13 protein-coding genes and 1 pseudogene are annotated in these 18,859 nt (G+C 43.8%); 1 reads left to right on the forward strand and 13 read right to left on the reverse strand.

The features are described from left to right. Positions 1-45: 45 nt before the first annotated feature. The 8 genes from NLX78_RS04740 to leuC all read right to left on the reverse strand — a co-directional run bounded on the left by NLX78_RS04740 (position 46) and on the right by leuC (position 11,753). A complete protein-coding gene (locus tag NLX78_RS04740) occupies positions 46-3,708 on the reverse strand; it encodes a dynamin family protein (RefSeq protein ID WP_254349747.1) in 3,663 nt (1,220 codons plus the stop codon). 483 nt (positions 3,709-4,191) lie between these two features. After that, on the reverse strand, positions 4,192-4,464 hold the full coding sequence (locus NLX78_RS04745; RefSeq protein WP_013310628.1) for a hypothetical protein: 273 nt from the start codon (positions 4,462-4,464) through the stop codon (positions 4,192-4,194). A 57-nt stretch (positions 4,465-4,521) separates the two neighbouring features. Next, positions 4,522-5,196 (reverse strand): endonuclease III, encoded by a 675-nt coding sequence (gene nth, locus NLX78_RS04750; RefSeq protein ID WP_023989081.1) that lies wholly within the window; start codon positions 5,194-5,196, stop codon positions 4,522-4,524. A 213-nt stretch (positions 5,197-5,409) separates the two neighbouring features. After that, positions 5,410-6,060, reverse strand: coding sequence for a GerMN domain-containing protein (locus NLX78_RS04755; protein ID WP_069289781.1), 651 nt, complete (start codon positions 6,058-6,060; stop codon positions 5,410-5,412). Positions 6,061-6,105: 45 nt separating this feature from the next. Continuing rightward, the gene (locus NLX78_RS04760; RefSeq protein ID WP_235309628.1) at positions 6,106-7,605 is read right to left on the reverse strand and encodes an N-acetylmuramoyl-L-alanine amidase family protein; all 1,500 of its coding nucleotides are present in this window, start codon (positions 7,603-7,605) and stop codon (positions 6,106-6,108) included. A gap of 293 nt (positions 7,606-7,898) precedes the next feature. Continuing rightward, a complete protein-coding gene (locus NLX78_RS04765) occupies positions 7,899-9,473 on the reverse strand; it encodes an N-acetylmuramoyl-L-alanine amidase (RefSeq protein ID WP_254349748.1) in 1,575 nt (524 codons plus the stop codon). Positions 9,474-9,705: 232 nt separating this feature from the next. Beyond that, positions 9,706-10,308: a 3-isopropylmalate dehydratase small subunit gene (gene leuD / locus NLX78_RS04770; RefSeq protein WP_254349749.1), complete on the reverse strand. Its 603-nt coding sequence runs from the start codon at positions 10,306-10,308 to the stop codon at positions 9,706-9,708. A 20-nt stretch (positions 10,309-10,328) separates the two neighbouring features. Further along, positions 10,329-11,753 carry a 3-isopropylmalate dehydratase large subunit gene (leuC, locus tag NLX78_RS04775; RefSeq protein ID WP_254349762.1) on the reverse strand — a complete coding sequence of 475 codons (1,425 nt, stop codon included), beginning with the start codon at positions 11,751-11,753 and terminating at the stop codon, positions 10,329-10,331. A gap of 713 nt (positions 11,754-12,466) precedes the next feature. Between leuC and NLX78_RS04780 the strand changes: the two genes are divergently transcribed. Next, positions 12,467-13,945 (forward strand): FAD-binding protein, encoded by a 1,479-nt coding sequence (locus NLX78_RS04780; RefSeq protein WP_250261146.1) that lies wholly within the window; start codon positions 12,467-12,469, stop codon positions 13,943-13,945. 523 nt (positions 13,946-14,468) lie between these two features. Here NLX78_RS04780 and NLX78_RS04790 read toward each other — a convergent pair. The 5 genes and pseudogenes from NLX78_RS04790 to NLX78_RS04810 all read right to left on the reverse strand — a co-directional run bounded on the left by NLX78_RS04790 (position 14,469) and on the right by NLX78_RS04810 (position 18,372). Further along, positions 14,469-15,311: a discoidin domain-containing protein gene (locus tag NLX78_RS04790; protein WP_254349750.1), complete on the reverse strand. Its 843-nt coding sequence runs from the start codon at positions 15,309-15,311 to the stop codon at positions 14,469-14,471. Between the two features lie 169 nt (positions 15,312-15,480). Then, positions 15,481-15,852: pseudogene (locus NLX78_RS04795) on the reverse strand (NucA/NucB deoxyribonuclease domain-containing protein). A gap of 142 nt (positions 15,853-15,994) precedes the next feature. Next, on the reverse strand, positions 15,995-16,141 hold the full coding sequence (locus NLX78_RS04800; RefSeq protein ID WP_254349751.1) for a hypothetical protein: 147 nt from the start codon (positions 16,139-16,141) through the stop codon (positions 15,995-15,997). A 153-nt stretch (positions 16,142-16,294) separates the two neighbouring features. Beyond that, positions 16,295-16,702 carry a hypothetical protein gene (locus NLX78_RS04805; protein WP_254349752.1) on the reverse strand — a complete coding sequence of 136 codons (408 nt, stop codon included), beginning with the start codon at positions 16,700-16,702 and terminating at the stop codon, positions 16,295-16,297. Between the two features lie 251 nt (positions 16,703-16,953). Then, positions 16,954-18,372: a helix-turn-helix transcriptional regulator gene (locus tag NLX78_RS04810; protein ID WP_069289789.1), complete on the reverse strand. Its 1,419-nt coding sequence runs from the start codon at positions 18,370-18,372 to the stop codon at positions 16,954-16,956. Positions 18,373-18,859: the final 487 nt, after the last annotated feature.

Consider the following 18,859-nt stretch of genomic DNA (forward strand, 5'->3'; position numbering starts at 1 on the left):
CAACCCGGTGTCCTGAACTTAAATAAATGGTGTACTTATTTATCTTTACTCCAAAGCCGCAATCTTGCCAGCAAGTTCTTCCCAAACCTGTGGCTGCTCACCGCCCATAAGCGCATGCTCCATGCCACGAGTCGTCTCCAGCATTTGCTCTCGAAGTTGAGCTTTCTGCCACATTTGCTCCTCCTGCATCAGCATAACATAAAAAGAAGACATTCGTTCTCGTTGCTGATCCACAGCTTCCCCGATTTGCTCGCGTAATATCGGCTCCAGTTTGGTTTGTAGTTTCGCTCGACCAGTTCCTTCAAAGAATAGCTTTGGATTTTTAAAGCTATTCCAATAATCCTTCCAATGAATGGACTCCTGCAGGGAAATTTCATTCAGCTCGGGAACAGCCCATTTTCTGGATTCAGGAATTGTGCAATCTAGTCCTGGCAACTGATGGTTCATGTGTTCTACGCACTGTTGTGTAACCTTGTGCACCAAAATTTGTCCCGTTTTTTCCAGCCGGAGTGTGGTTGCCAGTAATTCCTGAGACAGCTCCAGTTCGATCAAGCGCATCAGCTCACGACCACAAGATGCAAAAGCCGAACGGAGATCACCTACTCCTTCACGCAGAACAGATGGATGAAACGCCTCTGCCATAAATTCTCCAGTCCGATAGGACAGCCTTTGACGGACATGATACAGCAGTTCATCGGTTTCGCCCGATAACACAGATGCACCGTTGCTGTCAGTCAGGTCTAGGAGCGTATGCTCCAATTCCCCACGGATGCGAGTTAATCGCTCGAATCGGATCTCACGTTCTTCTACGCTATACCGGGCATCGGCTGCATGTTGCTCTATGCGGTTCCGCAGCCGGCTCAGTTCCTGCATAGCAGAAGCAATGGACAGACCTGCCAGCTCTTCGGCTGCAAATGCCGAGAAATCATCTTCAAATGCATCAAAACGTGAAGCTGAACGCAATGAAGCCTCTCCCTGTTCGGCAGCTTCCAACGCCAGCATACTGGAAAGCGGATAAATGCGTGGCTTTCGGATTCCATTCGCCTGTAGTTGTTCCTGTACATGCCGGGTAACAGAATGAAGTTCTTCTTCAGAAGAAGCTAGATCTGATGCATTCACAATAAAAAACGTCTGATCGAGCGCCAAGGTCTCTTTAACTCGACCTAGTTGGTTCAGGAACTGTCGGTCGCCTTGCGTAAACGCATGGTTATAATAGGTGACAAATACAAGAGCGTCCGCATGCTTCATATAGTTGAAGGTCACGCCTGTGTGCCGTGCATTCACAGAATCCGCCCCAGGCGTATCCACTAGCACGATGCCCTGACGGGTCAGAGCGCAATCATAATAAAGGTCGATATGCTCCACAAAGCATGATTTGTGCTCAGACGCAACAAAATCCCGATACTGCTCTAAATCCACCTGAAGCTGTTGTCCCAGCAAGCTTTCAGCTTCTTCCCATCCCGCTGCGGCAGCCTTCAAAAAACTATAATGAGGCCTACCCGCAGGATGGATGCCTTCCGGAGATAAAGCATGAACGGCTTCTTGCCAGCCCGCTGCCGCTGGTTCCCCCAATCCTAATAGCCGAAATGAGTATTTAAGATCTTCCCGCAACGCGTCCACTGATTTCATATGGACGTCAGCCGTGGCATGGCGCTCAGCACTTGCAGGCGCCATTATGCGGTTAATCGCCGCTGTCGTCGGATGCGGCGATACGGGCAACACAGCTTCACCCAGCAAAGCGTTGGCGAAGCTGGATTTCCCAGCGCTGAACGCTCCGAACAGCGCCAGCGTAAACTGCCCACCCTCCAGCGCAGCGGCGCGGGCATGTAAATCCCGTACCGCCGTTTGCATGGCAGGGTATGGGCTTACCAGGGCAGCGGCAGCCTTCAATCGGGCCGCTACTGCATCCAGCCGCGTGCGGCGGCCTCCGGCGGCAGGCTGTGCTGCCGCCGTTCCTGCTAGCGGCTGCGCCGATGCGTTCCGCGAGCCAGCGATACCAGGACGCGCAACGCCCGTTGGCGTCGCAGCTGGCGAGGCAGCAGCGGAGGTATCAGACGCAGGTGCAGGCGCGTCCGCACGGGGCAACCCGCTTGGCGCGGAAGCCTGCGGCAGCAAGCTGCGCAGCAGGCTGGCGTGCGAAGCCGAAGCTTGCACGCGGGTGCTGTAGCGGCTCGCCGCCTCCGCCTGCGCCAGCAGCGCAGTGCGCGCATCCGCGAGAGCCGCGCGGCGGGCTTCGGCTCGCACTGCAAGCTGGGCCAGCAGGCGGTCTACTAGCGTAAGCGCCTTGCGGCGGCAATCGGCGGTCACAGCAGCACGTAGATCCTTGCAATAGTTCAACGTATACTCCGGCGACAACACATTTTCCTTCACCGTCTGCTCTACCAGTTGCCGATCCGTTACAGGGCGGATGTCATCCAGCTCCTGCTCCATCGCAGCGGACCACAAACCCTGACCGTCACCCCAAGACCTCAGTAACTCCCGCACATGAGGAAGCAATTGTCCCTCCACCTGATCAGTCAGCATTCCTGTCAGCCGTTCCAAACGGCTTTCCTTTTCTCGCTCAGTCTTTCCTCCTGCAAACCATAGTCCTGTTTTGAAGCCCGGCTTGCGGCTCTCTAAGTATTCGCTTGCCGCTTCACGTAGCTCCGCTGGCGTCAAATGTGCGTGTTCCAGTAGATGATCCAGCTCTTGACGCAGTCGTTTACGCTCCTGCTCCGGAAGCATCTTCCAGTGTTCATCTTCTTGCTGCAAGGTTTTCTGCTCTATATCCAGGCGCAAAATGGCTTCTTCTCCACCTGCTTCTTTTAGCAGTGTGTTCAGTTCCTCTTCTTCAGCTGCCTGCACAGTCTCCACATGTTGCTCTACCAAATGGTGCATAGAGGACACTAAACTGTATGCTAAAAGCTCTGTTTTTCGCTCCAGCAATTTCGGGATCAGGTGCGTCAACTGTTTCCACTGGTTCCATGGATGATTCTGCTCCTTCAAGGAAGTAAAGAGGATATCCGTATAATGAACCTGCCAGGCATGAAAGCTAGTCTCCACCTCATTACGATAACGTGTAAATGAAAGCTCTCGCTCCCGGTGTTTATCGATTTGATTGATGATCAAATATAACGGCTTGCCCCAATCCGACAAACTTTTGGCAAAGGACAAATTATTTTCAGATTGGACATGGTTGTAATCCATCACATAAAAAACAATATCTGCCCAATGTAAAGCAGAATGTGTCGCCAGCGCATGTCCGTGGTCTGTGGAATCTACGCCTGGTGTATCCAGCAACACTCCTCCGCTAGATAATATGGGAACATCCTCCCACACTTGAACCGATTCATAGGCTCCACCATTTTTACAATACTCAGCAAGCTCGGACAGGGAGGCCTCCACGATTTCCGGCTCTGGATTTTCCGCTGATTTGGCTGGATGAATGAGCGCTCTCGGACGCCCATAACGGATGGACACTACATTAGCGCTCGTAGGCACCGGTCCAGATGGCAGCACGGTTTTACCACATAGGCTGTTAATCAAGCTCGATTTACCCGCTGAAAAATGTCCACAAAAGGCAATGGTCAGCTCCTGCACATATGCTTTTTCCAGCAGATCACCTATCGCCTTCGCTCCCGCTTCGTCCCCGGCTTTACGCAATGTATTCTGTATCTGTTCTATCGTATCCAACCACTTTCCCGCATCTCCTGTTATCGTTTGCATCATAAGCTACGGTTCCACTCCTTATCACTTGTCTGCACCAAATAGCTATATTGTAGCATTCCTAAGCCGTTGTGAGAATCATCACATCAAAAAAACTAAACAGCGCTCCCCGCCAGTACCTGGCTTTAGGGAACGCTGTTTTTGTACATGATAATAATAAGTTCATTTTATTCTGTCCAAAACGGATCATTAGGAATAAGTATTTTGGCAACCGAATGCATTTCATCAAAGCCCCCTTAAAGGACAACGACGAAGTAAGATATGTATACAACGGGTGAGCCTACTCATCACGTACATTAACCTTTTGGAACCTGGGGAACGCGATACCATAATTCAAGGTGCAAAATGTATGCACACTTCATTGGAATAGGCTCTAGCCATATCAGGATGGTCTGCAAGGTTCATGTATAATGCGCCTTCGGGCTGGATAAACCAGCCGAGCCGCCTACACCGGAACATGCAACGCATGTCGTCCGCTAATTGAACTTAATTGGCTGCAGTCTCAAGCACTGGCAGCAAAATTTCAAATACTTGACCATGCTGTAAAATCGTAATCCCACGGGATTTGTCCTTCATTACGACCACTTCTGGCTTTTGTGACATACGCTCCAGATAATGCTCAGGTACATCACCGGAATGACTAACCGTGATTCCCTCAAGCTCGCGTTCTTCGTTTTCAGCAAATTCTGTTGTTACAATTTGCTCAAAAATATCAGAGAACGCTTCAAAATTGTCTGTATATACCGAAATGCACTTCATACTCTTCATCCTTTTCTACACATAAATGGTTAAACCCTTTGTTACCTCTGTGGGTCTTTAAGCTCTACGTTCCTTATCTTTTCTGATAAGAGACGTTTTCATACGTTTCTTGCCTTCCCTGCACACATCAAGCAACGGACATACCTGACATTGAGGATTTTGAGCTTTGCAATGGTAGCGTCCAAAAAAAATAAGCCTGTGGTGGGTCAAAGACCATTCATCCCTAGGTACCCTCTTCATCAGCTTTTTTTCCACCTCAAGCACTGAATCATCCCACCCTGCAAAACCGAGCCGTTTGGAAATACGCTCTACATGCGTATCTACCGCAATAGCTGGTACATTAAAAGCAGTAGATACTACGACGTTAGCCGTCTTGCGGCCGACACCGGGTAGCTTAACCAGTTGATCGTGCTCTGAAGGTATCTCTCCCCCGTACTGGTCTATTAAAATACGACAGAGGTTATGAATATGCTTGGCCTTGTTTCGGTACAAGCCGATTCTGCGAATATCCTGCTCCAGTTCCTCAAGAGGAACAGCCAAATAATCCTCAGGTGACTTGTATTTTTGAAACAGGTCTGCCGTTACTTTATTGACCATCTGATCGGAGCATTGAGCAGACAATAACACGGCGATCGTTAATTCAAAAGCATTGTCATGGTTCAACTCACAATGGGCATCCGGAAACATCGTACCGATGGTGTCCAATATATGACGTGCGGTTGCTGCATTCACGGAAATCCTACCTCCTACCAAAAAAAACGTCTTGATACGGGATAGCCCGCATCAAGACGGTCACTCTAAATAATCATCCGGAAAGAAACGAATACTATTTGTGCATGACTGCCTGCATAGGCGAGAAATACACTCCTATATTATCATTATCTGTCACAGATTGCACGTGAAAAGTGTGTAAATCCACAAGAAATTTTCATACCGTCTGATCGGTTAGCGACTCATGGGATGATCCAAATCTACATGTCCCATTAAGGACTCCAGAGATTGCCCATCTACGAGCAAATCCAGCGTTTTGACTTCCTTGAATTGGAACATCGTTTTCTTCAAGGCATCGATAGCCAATTCCTCGCCGCCAGCTCCCAATCGAGCCTCGTCCGGCAGGGAAATATCAAAAGTCAATGCACCGTTATCCAATTTGATCTTATGCACGGAAATTTTCTCGGACCACAACGGGATTAGAGCAGAATCCCCACTCTTTTGCAGAGCTTCAAACGCTTTTTGCAATTTTTCCAGCTCGCTTGGATAGGTAATTTCCTTTTTCTGTTCTTTCAAGCCGTTCTCTTGTGTATCCGTATAGTACACCGTAATCTGCTGTGTTTGTCGATCTCCTGAATTTTCCGTGTCCGTCTTGGTCTTTGTAGGCTCTGTTGACGGAGATGCAGGTGTTTGACTCGCCCCGTTATTCTCAGCAGACTGAGCCGATGGATCAGGGGTCGTCTGTTCGGGTGTACTATTTTGTGCATTAGAAGTTTGTGTTTCCTGAGATGGAGTCGCAGGAGCCGATGTTTGCTTAGAGGCACACCCTGCACCTGCAATGGCGAACAATGCCAGCAGGCCTGCAATTACGATTTTCTTGTTCATATGTCCCCCTCCTTGCTTGACGTTGACAAGCGATTTGTTGAAGATTTATTTTACGTCGAGATACTCTGTGATTCCATCTGCAATCCCTTGAGCTACCCGATTTTGAAAATCTTCATCAAACAGTGTGGCTTCCTCTTTTGCATTACTCAGATATCCTACTTCAAGCAATACGGCTGGCATAGTCGTTTCCCGAATTACATGGAAATTGCCATAACGAATGCCTCGGTCTGTCAGACCCGTCGCAGGAGCAAAGTACTTATGCATAACGTTAGCGAACGCTTTGCTTGCACTACGCTGGTAATACGTCTCTGTACCGTTGGAAGCTGAGCTACCGCTGCTGTTAGCATGAATGGACACGAACACGTTAGCATTAAGGTTTTCAGCTACTTTTACGCGCTGTTTAAGCTCCAAGAATGTATCATCACTGCGTGTCAGCACAACCTCAAGATTGGGGTTCTGCTTTAATATGCTTTCTACTTTCAGAGCCATAGCCAGGTTGAAGGTCTTTTCATAATTTTTTCTCGAAACACCAACTGCACCTGAATCTTTTGCTCCATGACCAGCATCAATAACAACGACCTTTTTACCATTGCTGTTAGTTGGTGATGTCTGCGTGTCATCCGGCAGTGAGCCATCTGGTAACGTTGCGTCTGGCGTGGTATTCACTGAATCCTTGGAAGCCAAATCGACGATAACACGATTCGATCCATCATTATATGCGGTATAATTCATGGCATGTTTCAAATCAATAACAACGCGCACCGTTGAAGGTTCCTTTTGGAACAAAGCATACCGGATACCGGACACATCCGCTTCATTCTCAATGTCCAGCGAACCATTTAAGTTGCTATCCAGCTTTTGCTGGTCTCCAAAATTGTCAGCAAACGCAGTCGCCGGCAAATCCACCACTACCCGATCAGGGCCTGTCATCGTAAACGCTTTCGGCTTGACGGCACTGGCTGTGGTGATGGTTAAACGGTTTTGGCTGAAACTGACTCCCTGCACCTGTGTAACACCTGAGTTCGCATTATTCGTTGGCGCAGTAACACTTCCAGTACCTGTACTGTTATTTCCAGACTTGGGAGGTGTAAATTCCCCGTTTCCAGACCCGCTACTGCGGGTATATAATTTTACGGACTTGGAGCTGCTGTCCCATTTTACGTCCAGTCCCATTTGCTCGCCGATAAAACGAAGCGGTACAAGGGCATAATTGGAACGCAGCAGAGGCGAAGCATCCAGACTAATGTCGCTTCCATTGACAGTCGCCGTCTTACTTCCGATTATCATTCGGATCGAGGTACTGTCCTTCTCAATCGTTATGGTTCGCGCCTGCTGCTTCCATGTCACGTCATATCCCAAATTTTCAGAAATTACGCGTAGCGGGACCATTGTACTTCCGCCAATTACTTGTGCCTTAGCACCACTAGGGACACTTAACTGTTGATCGTCGAGATAGATTTGTGTTCCACTCGAAGCCGCATGTCCATAACCCGGAACCGCCCACATGAAGACAAATAATAACAACAAAAAACCAAATTTCTTCATTCGTCACCCTTCCATTCATAATTTTTTTGCCACATGCTCCGGTGCGGCGACCTGATATACGCGCTTATGTAATATCAGACAACCTTTTAGACGTTATCTCACACCAAAAGTTGCGAATATATTCCATCATAACAGAAATATACGTGCCAAAGAACTATTTTTGTCGAATTTTGACTAAAAATATAGATCATTTGTTTCCCATCCAAAGTCACAGCTAAAAAACTAAAAAAGCTACTTTTCACCCCCATGAATTTTCATTAAAAGGTGGAAAGTAGCTTTTATTGCTAACATCCTTAGTTAAGTGATTCAGTAGCTCCTGTGCTCGTTCCAAGATACTCCTTCAACCCATCGACAATACCTTCGGCAATCTTCTCCTGTGTTTCTTCTGTAAACATGGCTGCTTCATTGGATAGATTACTAAGGTAGCCACATTCCAGCAATACAGCAGGCATTTGTGATTTTCTCGTCACTGCATGGTTTGCCACCCTGATGCCATTATCCTTAAATCCGGTAGCTGCTACAAGATATTTATGCATCGTCTTTGCCAGTGCCAAACTGTCCTGACGTGCATAATAGGTTTCAGAGCCATTGGTTTTTCCTTTATCTGAAGCTTGCATACTATTACCATGAATAGATACAAACACGCTTGCCTGCTGACTATTAGCGAGTTGTGGTCGTTCATCCAACGTGGGATACGTATCTCCATTGCGAGTCAATACGATTTGAATGTCAGGATCATTTTGCAGAAGCTGCTCGACTTTTAACGCTACCGCCAATGTAAATTCCTTTTCATGTCGCCCAGCCACACTACCTGCTCCAGGGTCTTTGCCACCATGTCCGGGATCAATGACGACGATTCGCCGTCCTTCGACATTCGTTGGTGTTACCACTACTGGATTCACATTATGCTCACGCAATTGAAGGGTGATATCGCCTAGGCCATTGGTTGATAGATCGTAATCACGTGCTTGATTTAAAGCAATGACAATGCGTACGCCCCCATTCGGTCCATCTGTCGGAGCAAATCTAATTTCCTGCACATCCTCACTGTTACTATTCGTCAGCGCCCGCGTACCATCGCTACGAATCGGGAATGGCTGAAGAAAATCAGTCGTAATTGAAGCTTCTGGTAAATCTACAACAATACGATCATTCCCCGTCATTTTGGATACTTTAGGGGTAACATCTTTGTTCAAAGAAATCTTTAACGTTTCACCCTCAAAAGTAATATTTTGTACAAGCAACGCATTCGCTGCGGTCTGTTCTGTATTCTGCTGCTTGGATGGTGAAGATGTAGCTTCAGTATGCTTGTCTGCTTCAACTGGGGTTATTGTCGTCGCTGTTGCTGAAGACGTTTTATTGGTGCTAGTTGTACTCTGTGTTGACGTTTGCGACGATGGTTGGGATTGAGACTGTTTATTCGCTTGTTGAGTTGCAGCCTTTTGACTGAGATTTACGGATTTACTTTTATTATTCCAATCTACTTTCAGCCCCATTTGCTCCCCAACAAAACGCAATGGAACCATGGTCGAATTGCCCCGAAGTACAGGAGGCGCATCCAGACTTACTGTTTTTCCATTCACATCAGCCGATGTACGGCCTACATACATAGACATATCGGTACTGTTTTTTTGGATTGAGATTTTATAGGCTTGTGGTTCCCACTTGAACTGATATCCAAGCTGCTCCCCAACCACCCGGAGCGGTACCATGATTTTTCCATTGACCATTTCAGGTTTGGCATCTGCAGGCGCTTCCACTCTTTTGCCATCCAAAAACAAATCTGCTCCAGCCGCATTCACATGAGGGGAGGACGGCCACAACCAAATCAAGATAGCCGCTAGTATCACCCAACCATATTTCTTCATCCTCATTCCCCTAACTTATATATGTATTTTTTGGTATTTCTCACAGACACAGTCCTTCAACCAATTTACATTTACAATACCATGCTGAGTCGAACCGTCAACCCCTTATTTTCCAATTTATTGTTTGAGCATAATAAAAGCCCGCAGGCAAAAGAATTGCCAGTACGGGCTTTCTGTCTAACAAATGAGCAAGCTATATGGCTTCGTATTGATACTGAACTGGGAAATATGATTATGCGCCTTGTTTCGCAGCGCGTCTTTGTTCATACGCCAGAATTTCAGATTCATGCTGGAGTGTCAGGCCAATATCGTCCAAGCCTTGCAGCAGGAACTGGCGGCGATGTTCATCCAGATCGAATTCAATTCGCAGACCATAATCGTCAGTGATCGTTTTATCATTCAGGTCGATGTTTAATTGGTAGTTATCATGCTTGGCCGTGCGCTGAAACAATTCCTCTACTTGCTCTTCAGATAGCTTGATCGGCAATATACCGTTTTTAAAACAGTTATTATAGAAGATATCCGCATAAGACGGCGCAATTACACAACGAAACCCATAGTCCATAATCGCCCACGGCGCATGCTCACGTGAGGAGCCGCAGCCAAAGTTAGCGCGAGAGATCAGCACAGACGCTCCTGCATAACGAGGCTTGTTGGGTTCAAATTCAGGATTGATATTGCCCGCTTCATCAAACCGCCACTCGTAGAACAGAAACTGTCCAAAGCCCGTACGTTCAATTCGTTTCAGAAACTGCTTAGGAATGATAGCATCTGTGTCCACGTTCACCCGATCCACAGGGGCTACAATTCCTTTTAATGTTGTGAAAGCTTCCATCGTAATTCCTCCTCTGTATCCTAGCGGACTACTTCTTCCTGCTTGAATTTCCAATCCCGTACATCAACAAAATGTCCATGAATCGCCGCAGCGGCTGCCATTGCTGGAGATACCAGATGAGTCCGTCCTCCGCGTCCCTGACGACCTTCAAAGTTACGATTAGAAGTCGAAGCACAACGCTGTCCCGGTTGCAGTACGTCTGGATTCATCGCAAGACACATACTGCATCCCGCTTCACGCCACTCAAATCCTGCTTCTTTAAAAATGACGTCCAGTCCTTCTTCTTCAGCCTGAATTTTCACACGACCCGAACCTGGTACGACGATGGCCGTTACTTTGTCAGAAACCTTGTAACCTTTGGCAACCTCAGCGGCTGCACGCAAATCTTCAATTCGCCCGTTGGTGCAGGAGCCGATAAACACATAATCAATCGCAATATCCGTGATCGGAGTACCTGGCTTCAAATCCATATATTCAAGCGCTTTTTCAGCCGCTTTACGTTCGTTTTCGGTTGGCAGTTCTGCCGGAATCGGTACGGTTGAGGAAATATCTGTACCCATGCCCGGGCTGGTGCCCCAGGTTACTTGCGGAATCAAAGCATCTACGTCAAACTCCAGCATGACATCAAACTCAGCACCTTCATCTGTGACAAGCTCTTTCCACTCAGCAACCGCTTGTTCAAAAGCAGCTCCTTGTGCTACATGTTGACGTCCACGCAAGTAGTTGAAGGTGGTTTCGTCCGGTGCAATCATTCCTGCTCTGGCTCCGCCTTCAATGGACATGTTACACACAGTCATGCGCTCTTCCATGCTCAATTCACGGATAGATTCACCTGTGTACTCAATAACATAACCTGTAGCGAAATCTGTACCGTATTTGGCGATGACACCCAAAATCATGTCTTTTGCTGTCACACCAGGTTTGCGGCGGCCTACAAAGCGAACTTCCATCGTTTTGGCTTTGGCTTGCTGGAGACATTGTGTTGCCATTACGTGCTCTACCTCACTGGTTCCGATACCAAAAGCGAGCGCTCCGAACGCCCCATGTGTGGAGGTGTGGCTATCACCACAAACAATCGTTTTGCCCGGATGAGTCAGACCAAGTTCAGGTCCCATAACGTGAACGACACCTTGATCAACCGTATCCAGATCATACAGTGTGACACCGAAATCACGGCAATTTTGAGTTAATGTATCGATCTGCTGCTTGGAAATCGGGTCCGTAATATTGTAACGGTCCTTAGTCGGCACGTTATGATCCATCGTTGCAAACGTAAGCTCTGGACGACGCACCTGACGGCCGCTAAGACGTAATCCCTCAAACGCCTGTGGCGATGTTACCTCATGTACGAGGTGAAGATCAATGTACAAAATACTCGGCTTACCCGCTTCCTGATAGATGACATGGTTATCCCAAATTTTCTCGAACATGGTCTTTTTACTCATCATTATTCACCCCTGTGTTTTTCGAACCTAGTGGAGAGAAGCTAACGGCTCTCTCTTGAATGTCAACAATATACCACGGGATGTTTGATTGGTCTAAGATATGATATCTATAGAAGTGATAGGTTAAGGCTATAAGGCTGGAGAAGGTGAATATAGGCGGTTCATTGCACTGTTTCTCTATCAGCTCTTAATTAGTAAAAACCTTCGACTAAAAGTCGAAGGTTAAAAAAAGGGTTATACAAATGGATGAATACGAGAACTCTGTGGCCCTTTCTAAGGTACGCTAGTTATTACATTAAGAATTTGTGTGAATATTCATACTGTGAAAGCTGAATCAGTTATATATTCTCAGATATTGTTGACAAAATAAGGAATAAACTTGTACAATCAGGAAAATATTTTGTTTAGATTCCATTCTTCGTCGGTAACAAGGATATTGTAACTCGTAATAAGAATCATCTTAGCAATTGCTTTAATGGTTCTTTTTTTCCTCTACTTTTGCAAAACTGTTTGTATTTGATTTTGTTAGCTCTTAATAACTATATAAAGTATAAAACGAAATACAGTTATATAATTTGATATAAATCACAGGTAATTAACAAGAAAGCAAGAATTTTATAAATATCCTCCTGATGCGTTTTGTTGCAAAAAAATAGAAAACCGACTACGAGATTCAGCCGAAGAAAACATTCACATCCTAAAAAGGAGTTGGAATGATGAAACAAAATGGAATATCCGTTGAACACTACACTCCAATTTTGATTGTCGGTACGGGGATCTCAGGACTTACTGCTGCTTATTATTTGTCAAAAAAAAATATCAAGTACACGATTGTAACAAAAAAGAGTGCACCCAAACAAAGCAACTCCTTTCTTTCAGCAGCAAATACACGTGTTCCCTCAGAGAATGAAATTAATCATATTATTAATCTTACTATTGATAAATGTGGAGCAGATCGATCCGTAATTGAATCGCTATATAGGAATTCCAACATAATTATAAATTTCTTCGAAGAATTGGGTATTTCTTATGAGAAAACATCCTTTGGTATCATGCCTGAATGTATGATTAAATCACATGGGGGAAAGAAATTAATCAATTGTTTACTACAACATATTGAACAACCGATGTGTAATAAAATTTTGATACATTTGGAAAAGTACGATCACGGAATTATCGCAATATTTTATGACACACAATCAGATCAATTTATCAGAATATATACTAATTATTTGGTATTAGCTACGGGGGGATATGCAGGACAATTCTGTTTCAATGATAATTCGCCCGGTTCAACTGGTGAAACGCTAATCTTAGCTAAGAAAATAGGTGCGAGATTAAAGGGAATGTCTACAGTAATGTGTCATCCTTGGTCTATATATAACGGAAGACAAATTTTATTGGGCGGGGTTGTATCTTTGAGTCAAGGGAAAATAATAGATGAGGAAGGAGTTCAATTATTAGAAGATGAGTATATTTGTGATGCAATTGCTCGGGATGATTACCACGAAATGATTGATGAGATTTTAAAATTCCAACTAGAGTGCATCAAACAAAAAAAGGACATGTACTTGGATATGAGCCATGCTGATGAAAATGTATTAAATGAAAAATTCAAAACATATGGATTTAGTCCTAAAGTAGTTAAAAATAAAAGAATTAAAATTACACCAACGATGCACTATTCTTCAGGAGGAATCGAAATCAATGCTAATGCTGAGGCTATAAACTTGAATCGTGTTTTTGCTACTGGAGAAGCTCAATTTAATGGTGATCTTGGTATAGGAAGAATTCCTGGGCAAGCATTCGCATCAGGGATCGTTTTTGGTAAATTAATTGTTGACAAAATAGCTAATGAAGGTGTTTTCAATACTCAATATCAAACTTCATTTAAAGATCCACCTGAAACGATGCAGCTGTATTCGAAAGAAAATAATGACTTTCCGATTGAAGAGTTTCAGAAAAAGTTGTCAATTCTAATGATGGATTTGATCGCTTCCAATTCATCCGTTGTTTCTCTATCATTCCATAAAAAGAAAATACAAGAAAGTCAAAATATATTATTAAGTAGAGCAAGAGGATCAGGAAAACGATACGAGGATATTTTAACATTATTTTTCGGATATTTTGTTGCACTGGAAATTATAGAAGATATTGAAGCAAAGTCAGGCTTGTTGATTAACCAAAAATAGGATAAAAAGAGTCGCCTTTTCAGCTAATGGTAAGCACAAACCAACCATTCCAAAAAGAGGCGACCCTCATGAATCAGTCTACTTTATTTCAGCTGCTCCGACGTGGATCAGGCTTCGTTAAGGGGTATTACCCTACCTTCTCCGGAAAAGCCGCTGAGGTTCCTTTTGTGTGTCTAAAACGTTGTTTCACCAACTTCTTTAAGGTCGGGAATGGGCCAAACGGCGAACCTTATAGGTTCCTCAGGAACTAATGGGGCTATGCTTTAGAAATTAAATCCCTCGGTGGAGCTTAAGAATCTTTATAAATGAATTAATTTCAAGATGATTACCAGCAATATGAACAGTGCCAAGACAGCAGCTATCGATGTCCAAACTCTTCCGGTGATTCCCTCGTAGTCTCTTTTCATTTCCCCCACACGTAACGCCTCCTTTATTTTAGGGTACTCCTACTTCATAGGCTATGCGAGGTCTTGGTTTAAGGAAGGGCTTCTTAACAAAAAAAAGCTCAGCTGACCCATTAAGGTCAGCTGAGCTTTTTGATTTTTTTAGAGTATTCACTTACTTCAAACGTAAGGATACGATCAAACAGCATGTAATCCTTGCGGCTGCTGAATGGGCCTTTATTGTTATCGTGCTTATTGATTGCGTATGAAGCTGATCCAGAACCTGCTTGCTTAGCCTCATACCATGCAATGAAGTCATTGACCTCTTGCATACTCAAATCAAATTCTTTCTCTAAGCCAGTCGTCATGGTGACTACCAGAATTGCACGATCTCCGTTTGGAGTTGGTTCCTCTGTGTTTGGAGTTGGTTCCTCTGTTCCTGGATTAGGAGTGGAGCTTGACACTTTAGACATCATCTCTAATTCGCTAAGAGCTAGATACTGACTTCCATTATTGCCTGTAATATTAATTCTATAATCCTTGTATGAATTAGAATTAGAAAAAGTGAATTTTTGCGGAGTGCTATTTACCCATCCAGTGATATTTGACTGGGTATCTAGCACGTTCCAAGTCATCCCATCATTTGAGCCTTCGAAAGTCCAATTTTTAGGGGCACGGTCAGTTGCCGTTGTCTGTGGATATATAACATATTGCTCAATAACTTCGGGTTTAGGAAAGTCATATCTTAGCCAAGCAGCAGTTGTACTTGATGTCCACGCACTAGCAATAGTAGCAAATTCCTTGTTAAACGCCTCATATGCGTATGAATATTCATTACTTGCGCTTGCTACTCCAGATGGCAAAATGTTAGTTGTCATATGTGGAACTAGATTTTCTGAATACTCTGCTTCGGCTGCAAAAACATTGGATAAGGGAAGAAATAAAAGAACTAAAAATAAAATTGTTATACATGCTTTCTTCATTAAATAATCCTCCAATAGGTTTAATAGAACTAAGAATAATTTAATTGAGGAATTGTGTCTAAACATAAACTTGCTAATCTATAAATATAATCTAAATATTTGCATATTTATTTTTTAATGGGTATAAAAAAAGACCCTATCGGCTGATAACCAGTAGCGTCTCTCATCCTTATTTCACAATAAATCTCACCTTTGTACCATCATTATACTTATTTAACTGATTACTTACCCAAGATCCTGTTCCCCTGTTGTCACTAAGGGTTATGTATCGGATATCAGCACCTGCGCCATCTTCAGCGCACATCGCCATCGGTCACTCGTCGCGGTCAAATCACTTTTTTTGTAGGAACATCTTTTAAAGACTCTTGCGAGTTTCTTCAGCTCCGTCCCGGTCAATAGTACATACAGCAAAATGGCCGGCTGCTATAGCATCTTTGTTGTGTGCTCCCATTTCTGGATAGCGCGAACTCGGAAACTCCAGTGTATACTCAGCTACTGCTTGTTGGCTTGCTACCGATGGTCTATTAATATGTGGAATAATTATAAGTTTGAATTTTGTAACGGGTGCATCCTGCTAATAATTCGCATGTGGAGTCGGTATAACTAATAGAGATTGAATCGAGCCTATACCCATTTAGGAAGTTCAAGTCCTTATAACCTACTTCCGTAGCTGCATAGTCTTCTTAATCATTTGCCCAAGTTTTAAATTGCTTGTTTCTTACATAATTAATGACATGCTCTGTGTAAGCTTGTGGAGTTACAACACCTTTTGGATTAGCTACGTCACTACTTGCATTTGCAAAGCCTGTTCCTGTGGAAAAAGAACCCACAAAATCAATCCGCCCGAGCCCATCTTTACATCTACTCTAAATTCAAACTGCTCGATAATAAAGAAATTCCCACAAACCAATTAAGAGACTAATTCCCTTGCTATCTTGAACGACGCATCATCCCCCCCAATAACGTCGTTTAACTAGGACAAGTTAGATGTCTCCAGGCTGTGAACCAGCTACCCCCCATGTTTCCCCATTAACTTTATAATCGCTGCCTCTCCACTGAAGTGTGTAGTATCCAGAACGCAAACCGTTGGTGATACCTTCATCAGTAGATTTCGAAGTAACTGTGTCGTGAGGAGTGATTACTAATGCATCAATATATAGTTTGTTTGAACCGTTGTGAATTAAACTCACCTTTACTGGATGATCAGAGTGATTTTTAACATGCCCCCATCCTTTAGGGACATTAAAGGATTCTCCTACAGTTGCACTTCCACCCGATCTTTGGGAAATTATGGCATTTTCGCTAGTTGTACTTGCTGAAGCTGAAGCAACCCCTATCGTAGTTGCTATAGCTAAAGATAAAATCGAGAAAATAAATATTCTTTTCTTCATAAATTCCCTTCCTATTTTTTTGATTTGGTCTACCTGAAAGAGACTTCCGACTACAATCTGGTAGTTCTTTTCATATCTACTCTAAATTCAAACTACATCGGTGAATTCTGTGGTAATTCCTGCACTGAAGAAAGCTCTGCTAACCTTATGGTCGGCAGAGCTTTCTTTAGCTTTAGAATCCCCCAATTTGTACAAGGGTCTGAATAAGCTGCTCATGATTGTCAGCGGGTACAGTTATAAAAAACAAAAAGCTACTCGCAACAATTAACAATGCCATTTTTTTCAACATTACTTAACCACACCTTTTCAATTAGATTGGAGAACTCTGTTTTGATTTCAGGAGTCGCATGGACTTGAAAACGCATAAACAGACCAATACAATTTATAAAGTTTGTTTCATTAGTTATTATATGTGACTTTGCCATTGCATACATCAAGTATTTAAAGCCATCACTGTATTTCACCCGATGTAAATAATAATGAGCCATTTCGTAAGCAAACCATGCGAAATAGTCTGGTATTACTTGTTGGGTATATATATCAGATGATGTTGGGAGTTGAGCAAATGAATTAATATTTGTTTCAAAACGTGAAAGGACATCATCCACATCTATTTCATATCGGTTAGCCGCTATCATAACGTTCAACAGCTTTGAGAGTTTCTCATTTTCATTAGCGGTTGATGTTGCCGCTATATATTCAACATAGTCTGGCAGCACGCTAACATCTCCAGACAGGAGTTTATTGACGTACGTGTTACCTTCTGCCCACTGACTGAACAAGTTTACCCAGTGTTGAGTATCTTCATCAGTCTCTTTGACCCAATCTAAATTCGTATAGGCGTATGTATATAGTAGAGCTTGTTGATAATCGCCTTGGGCTTCACAAACACTAGCACACAACAAATCGGCGTAAGCAATGTATCCAAATAACGGATTTCTGGTTTCCTTTTCATGCTCCCTGTTCTTTCGATTCTTCTGCTGATGCTTTATGGAATATTGTACTTCAGCTTTCCCTCTCATTTGCCTTGCCATTTCCTCAACCTTGTCCCACTTACGCAAAGACCTGTACACGTTCGCCAAATCCTTTAATGCGTCAAGTTGGTCCATTTCATCCAGACGTTCAATGTAAGGCTCGAACAACGTAGCTGCCTTGAGATTGCGGCTTTGATCGTCACCAACCTGAATCGTGAACATTCGATACTGACAGATCGCCAATCGTTCAGAATGTTGGTACTTCTCCGTTTCAGCTACACCCTCATAGAACAGCAACGCAGCATCATGTCGTCCCTGTGCTAATAGCACTTCTGCCATATCAAATAGTTTAGGCGAATAGAGTAGGTTGTCCATAATGGTTCCTACCACTCGACGGATCGCATCCAGCTTGCCCAATTCCGCACAACGATACAAAAATGGCTCTATTCGTCTCATATTCGGGGGGGTGTCGATGATGTAGTTTTCTATAAATAGGTCGTAAAAGTAGCCTTCTGGTAAACCCATAGCCTCGGTAATGCGATCTATCTGGTTAACAGACATAGATTTATTGCCTGACACTATGCTACTTACTATCCCCCTATTCATGCCCGCTATATGCCCAAACTCCATCATGCTCAAACCTTCTTGTTTTAGATATTGTTCCAATTCTGCTCTAATCGTGGGTGTAACTTTCATAGATAAACCACCCTTCATACAGAAGTACCAATATTTATATATTATTGCATTCTATTGTTGTCCATAATTTAACAGTTGTCAATAATTTTTATTTATTTGCATCGAATGTCGAAGTATATAAAATAAGCAGTTCCAAAGAGTCACTCTGCATTGAAGTCAAATAACCTTGCCACTGTTACCAGTGAGACTTATGGTAATGGAAATATAATCCTTCAAAAAACAGACACTTACATTGATCTGACTGTACAAAAGTACGGAGGATTACTTACTGAGTGGGACTACAAAAATCCGCTGAATTATCAGAGGCTTTTCATACTTGTATCTTAAATTAATTTGCTGCTATAACGCTACGAGTTTTAAAGGGAAATATTGTTCGGTGAATATAAAGTTGTAGACGGACAATACGTCATTAAGCTCCCTCGAAGTGATTAAGTTTTCTCACTCAAACTCATGAATTCGCAGGATTTCACCTTTAGTTTAGCGCGAG

Source organism: Paenibacillus sp. Lou8.1 (assembly GCF_024213565.1).
GTDB classification, from domain to species: Bacteria; Bacillota; Bacilli; order Paenibacillales; family Paenibacillaceae; genus Paenibacillus; species Paenibacillus polymyxa_B.

Coding starts and splice junctions, on each gene's coding strand:
- leuD (WP_254349749.1), bottom strand. CDS start 10,308: ATGGAAGCTTTCACAACATTAAAAGGAATTGTAGCCCCTGTGGATCGG.
- NLX78_RS04780 (WP_250261146.1), top strand. CDS start 12,467: ATGATGAAACAAAATGGAATATCCGTTGAACACTACACTCCAATTTTG.
- NLX78_RS04755 (WP_069289781.1), bottom strand. CDS start 6,060: ATGAACAAGAAAATCGTAATTGCAGGCCTGCTGGCATTGTTCGCCATT.
- NLX78_RS04745 (WP_013310628.1), bottom strand. CDS start 4,464: ATGAAGTGCATTTCGGTATATACAGACAATTTTGAAGCGTTCTCTGAT.
- NLX78_RS04805 (WP_254349752.1), bottom strand. CDS start 16,702: ATGAAGAAAAGAATATTTATTTTCTCGATTTTATCTTTAGCTATAGCA.
- NLX78_RS04810 (WP_069289789.1), bottom strand. CDS start 18,372: ATGAAAGTTACACCCACGATTAGAGCAGAATTGGAACAATATCTAAAA.
- leuC (WP_254349762.1), bottom strand. CDS start 11,753: ATGAGTAAAAAGACCATGTTCGAGAAAATTTGGGATAACCATGTCATC.
- NLX78_RS04760 (WP_235309628.1), bottom strand. CDS start 7,605: ATGAAGAAATTTGGTTTTTTGTTGTTATTATTTGTCTTCATGTGGGCG.
- NLX78_RS04765 (WP_254349748.1), bottom strand. CDS start 9,473: ATGAAGAAATATGGTTGGGTGATACTAGCGGCTATCTTGATTTGGTTG.
- NLX78_RS04790 (WP_254349750.1), bottom strand. CDS start 15,311: ATGAAGAAAGCATGTATAACAATTTTATTTTTAGTTCTTTTATTTCTT.
- NLX78_RS04740 (WP_254349747.1), bottom strand. CDS start 3,708: ATGATGCAAACGATAACAGGAGATGCGGGAAAGTGGTTGGATACGATA.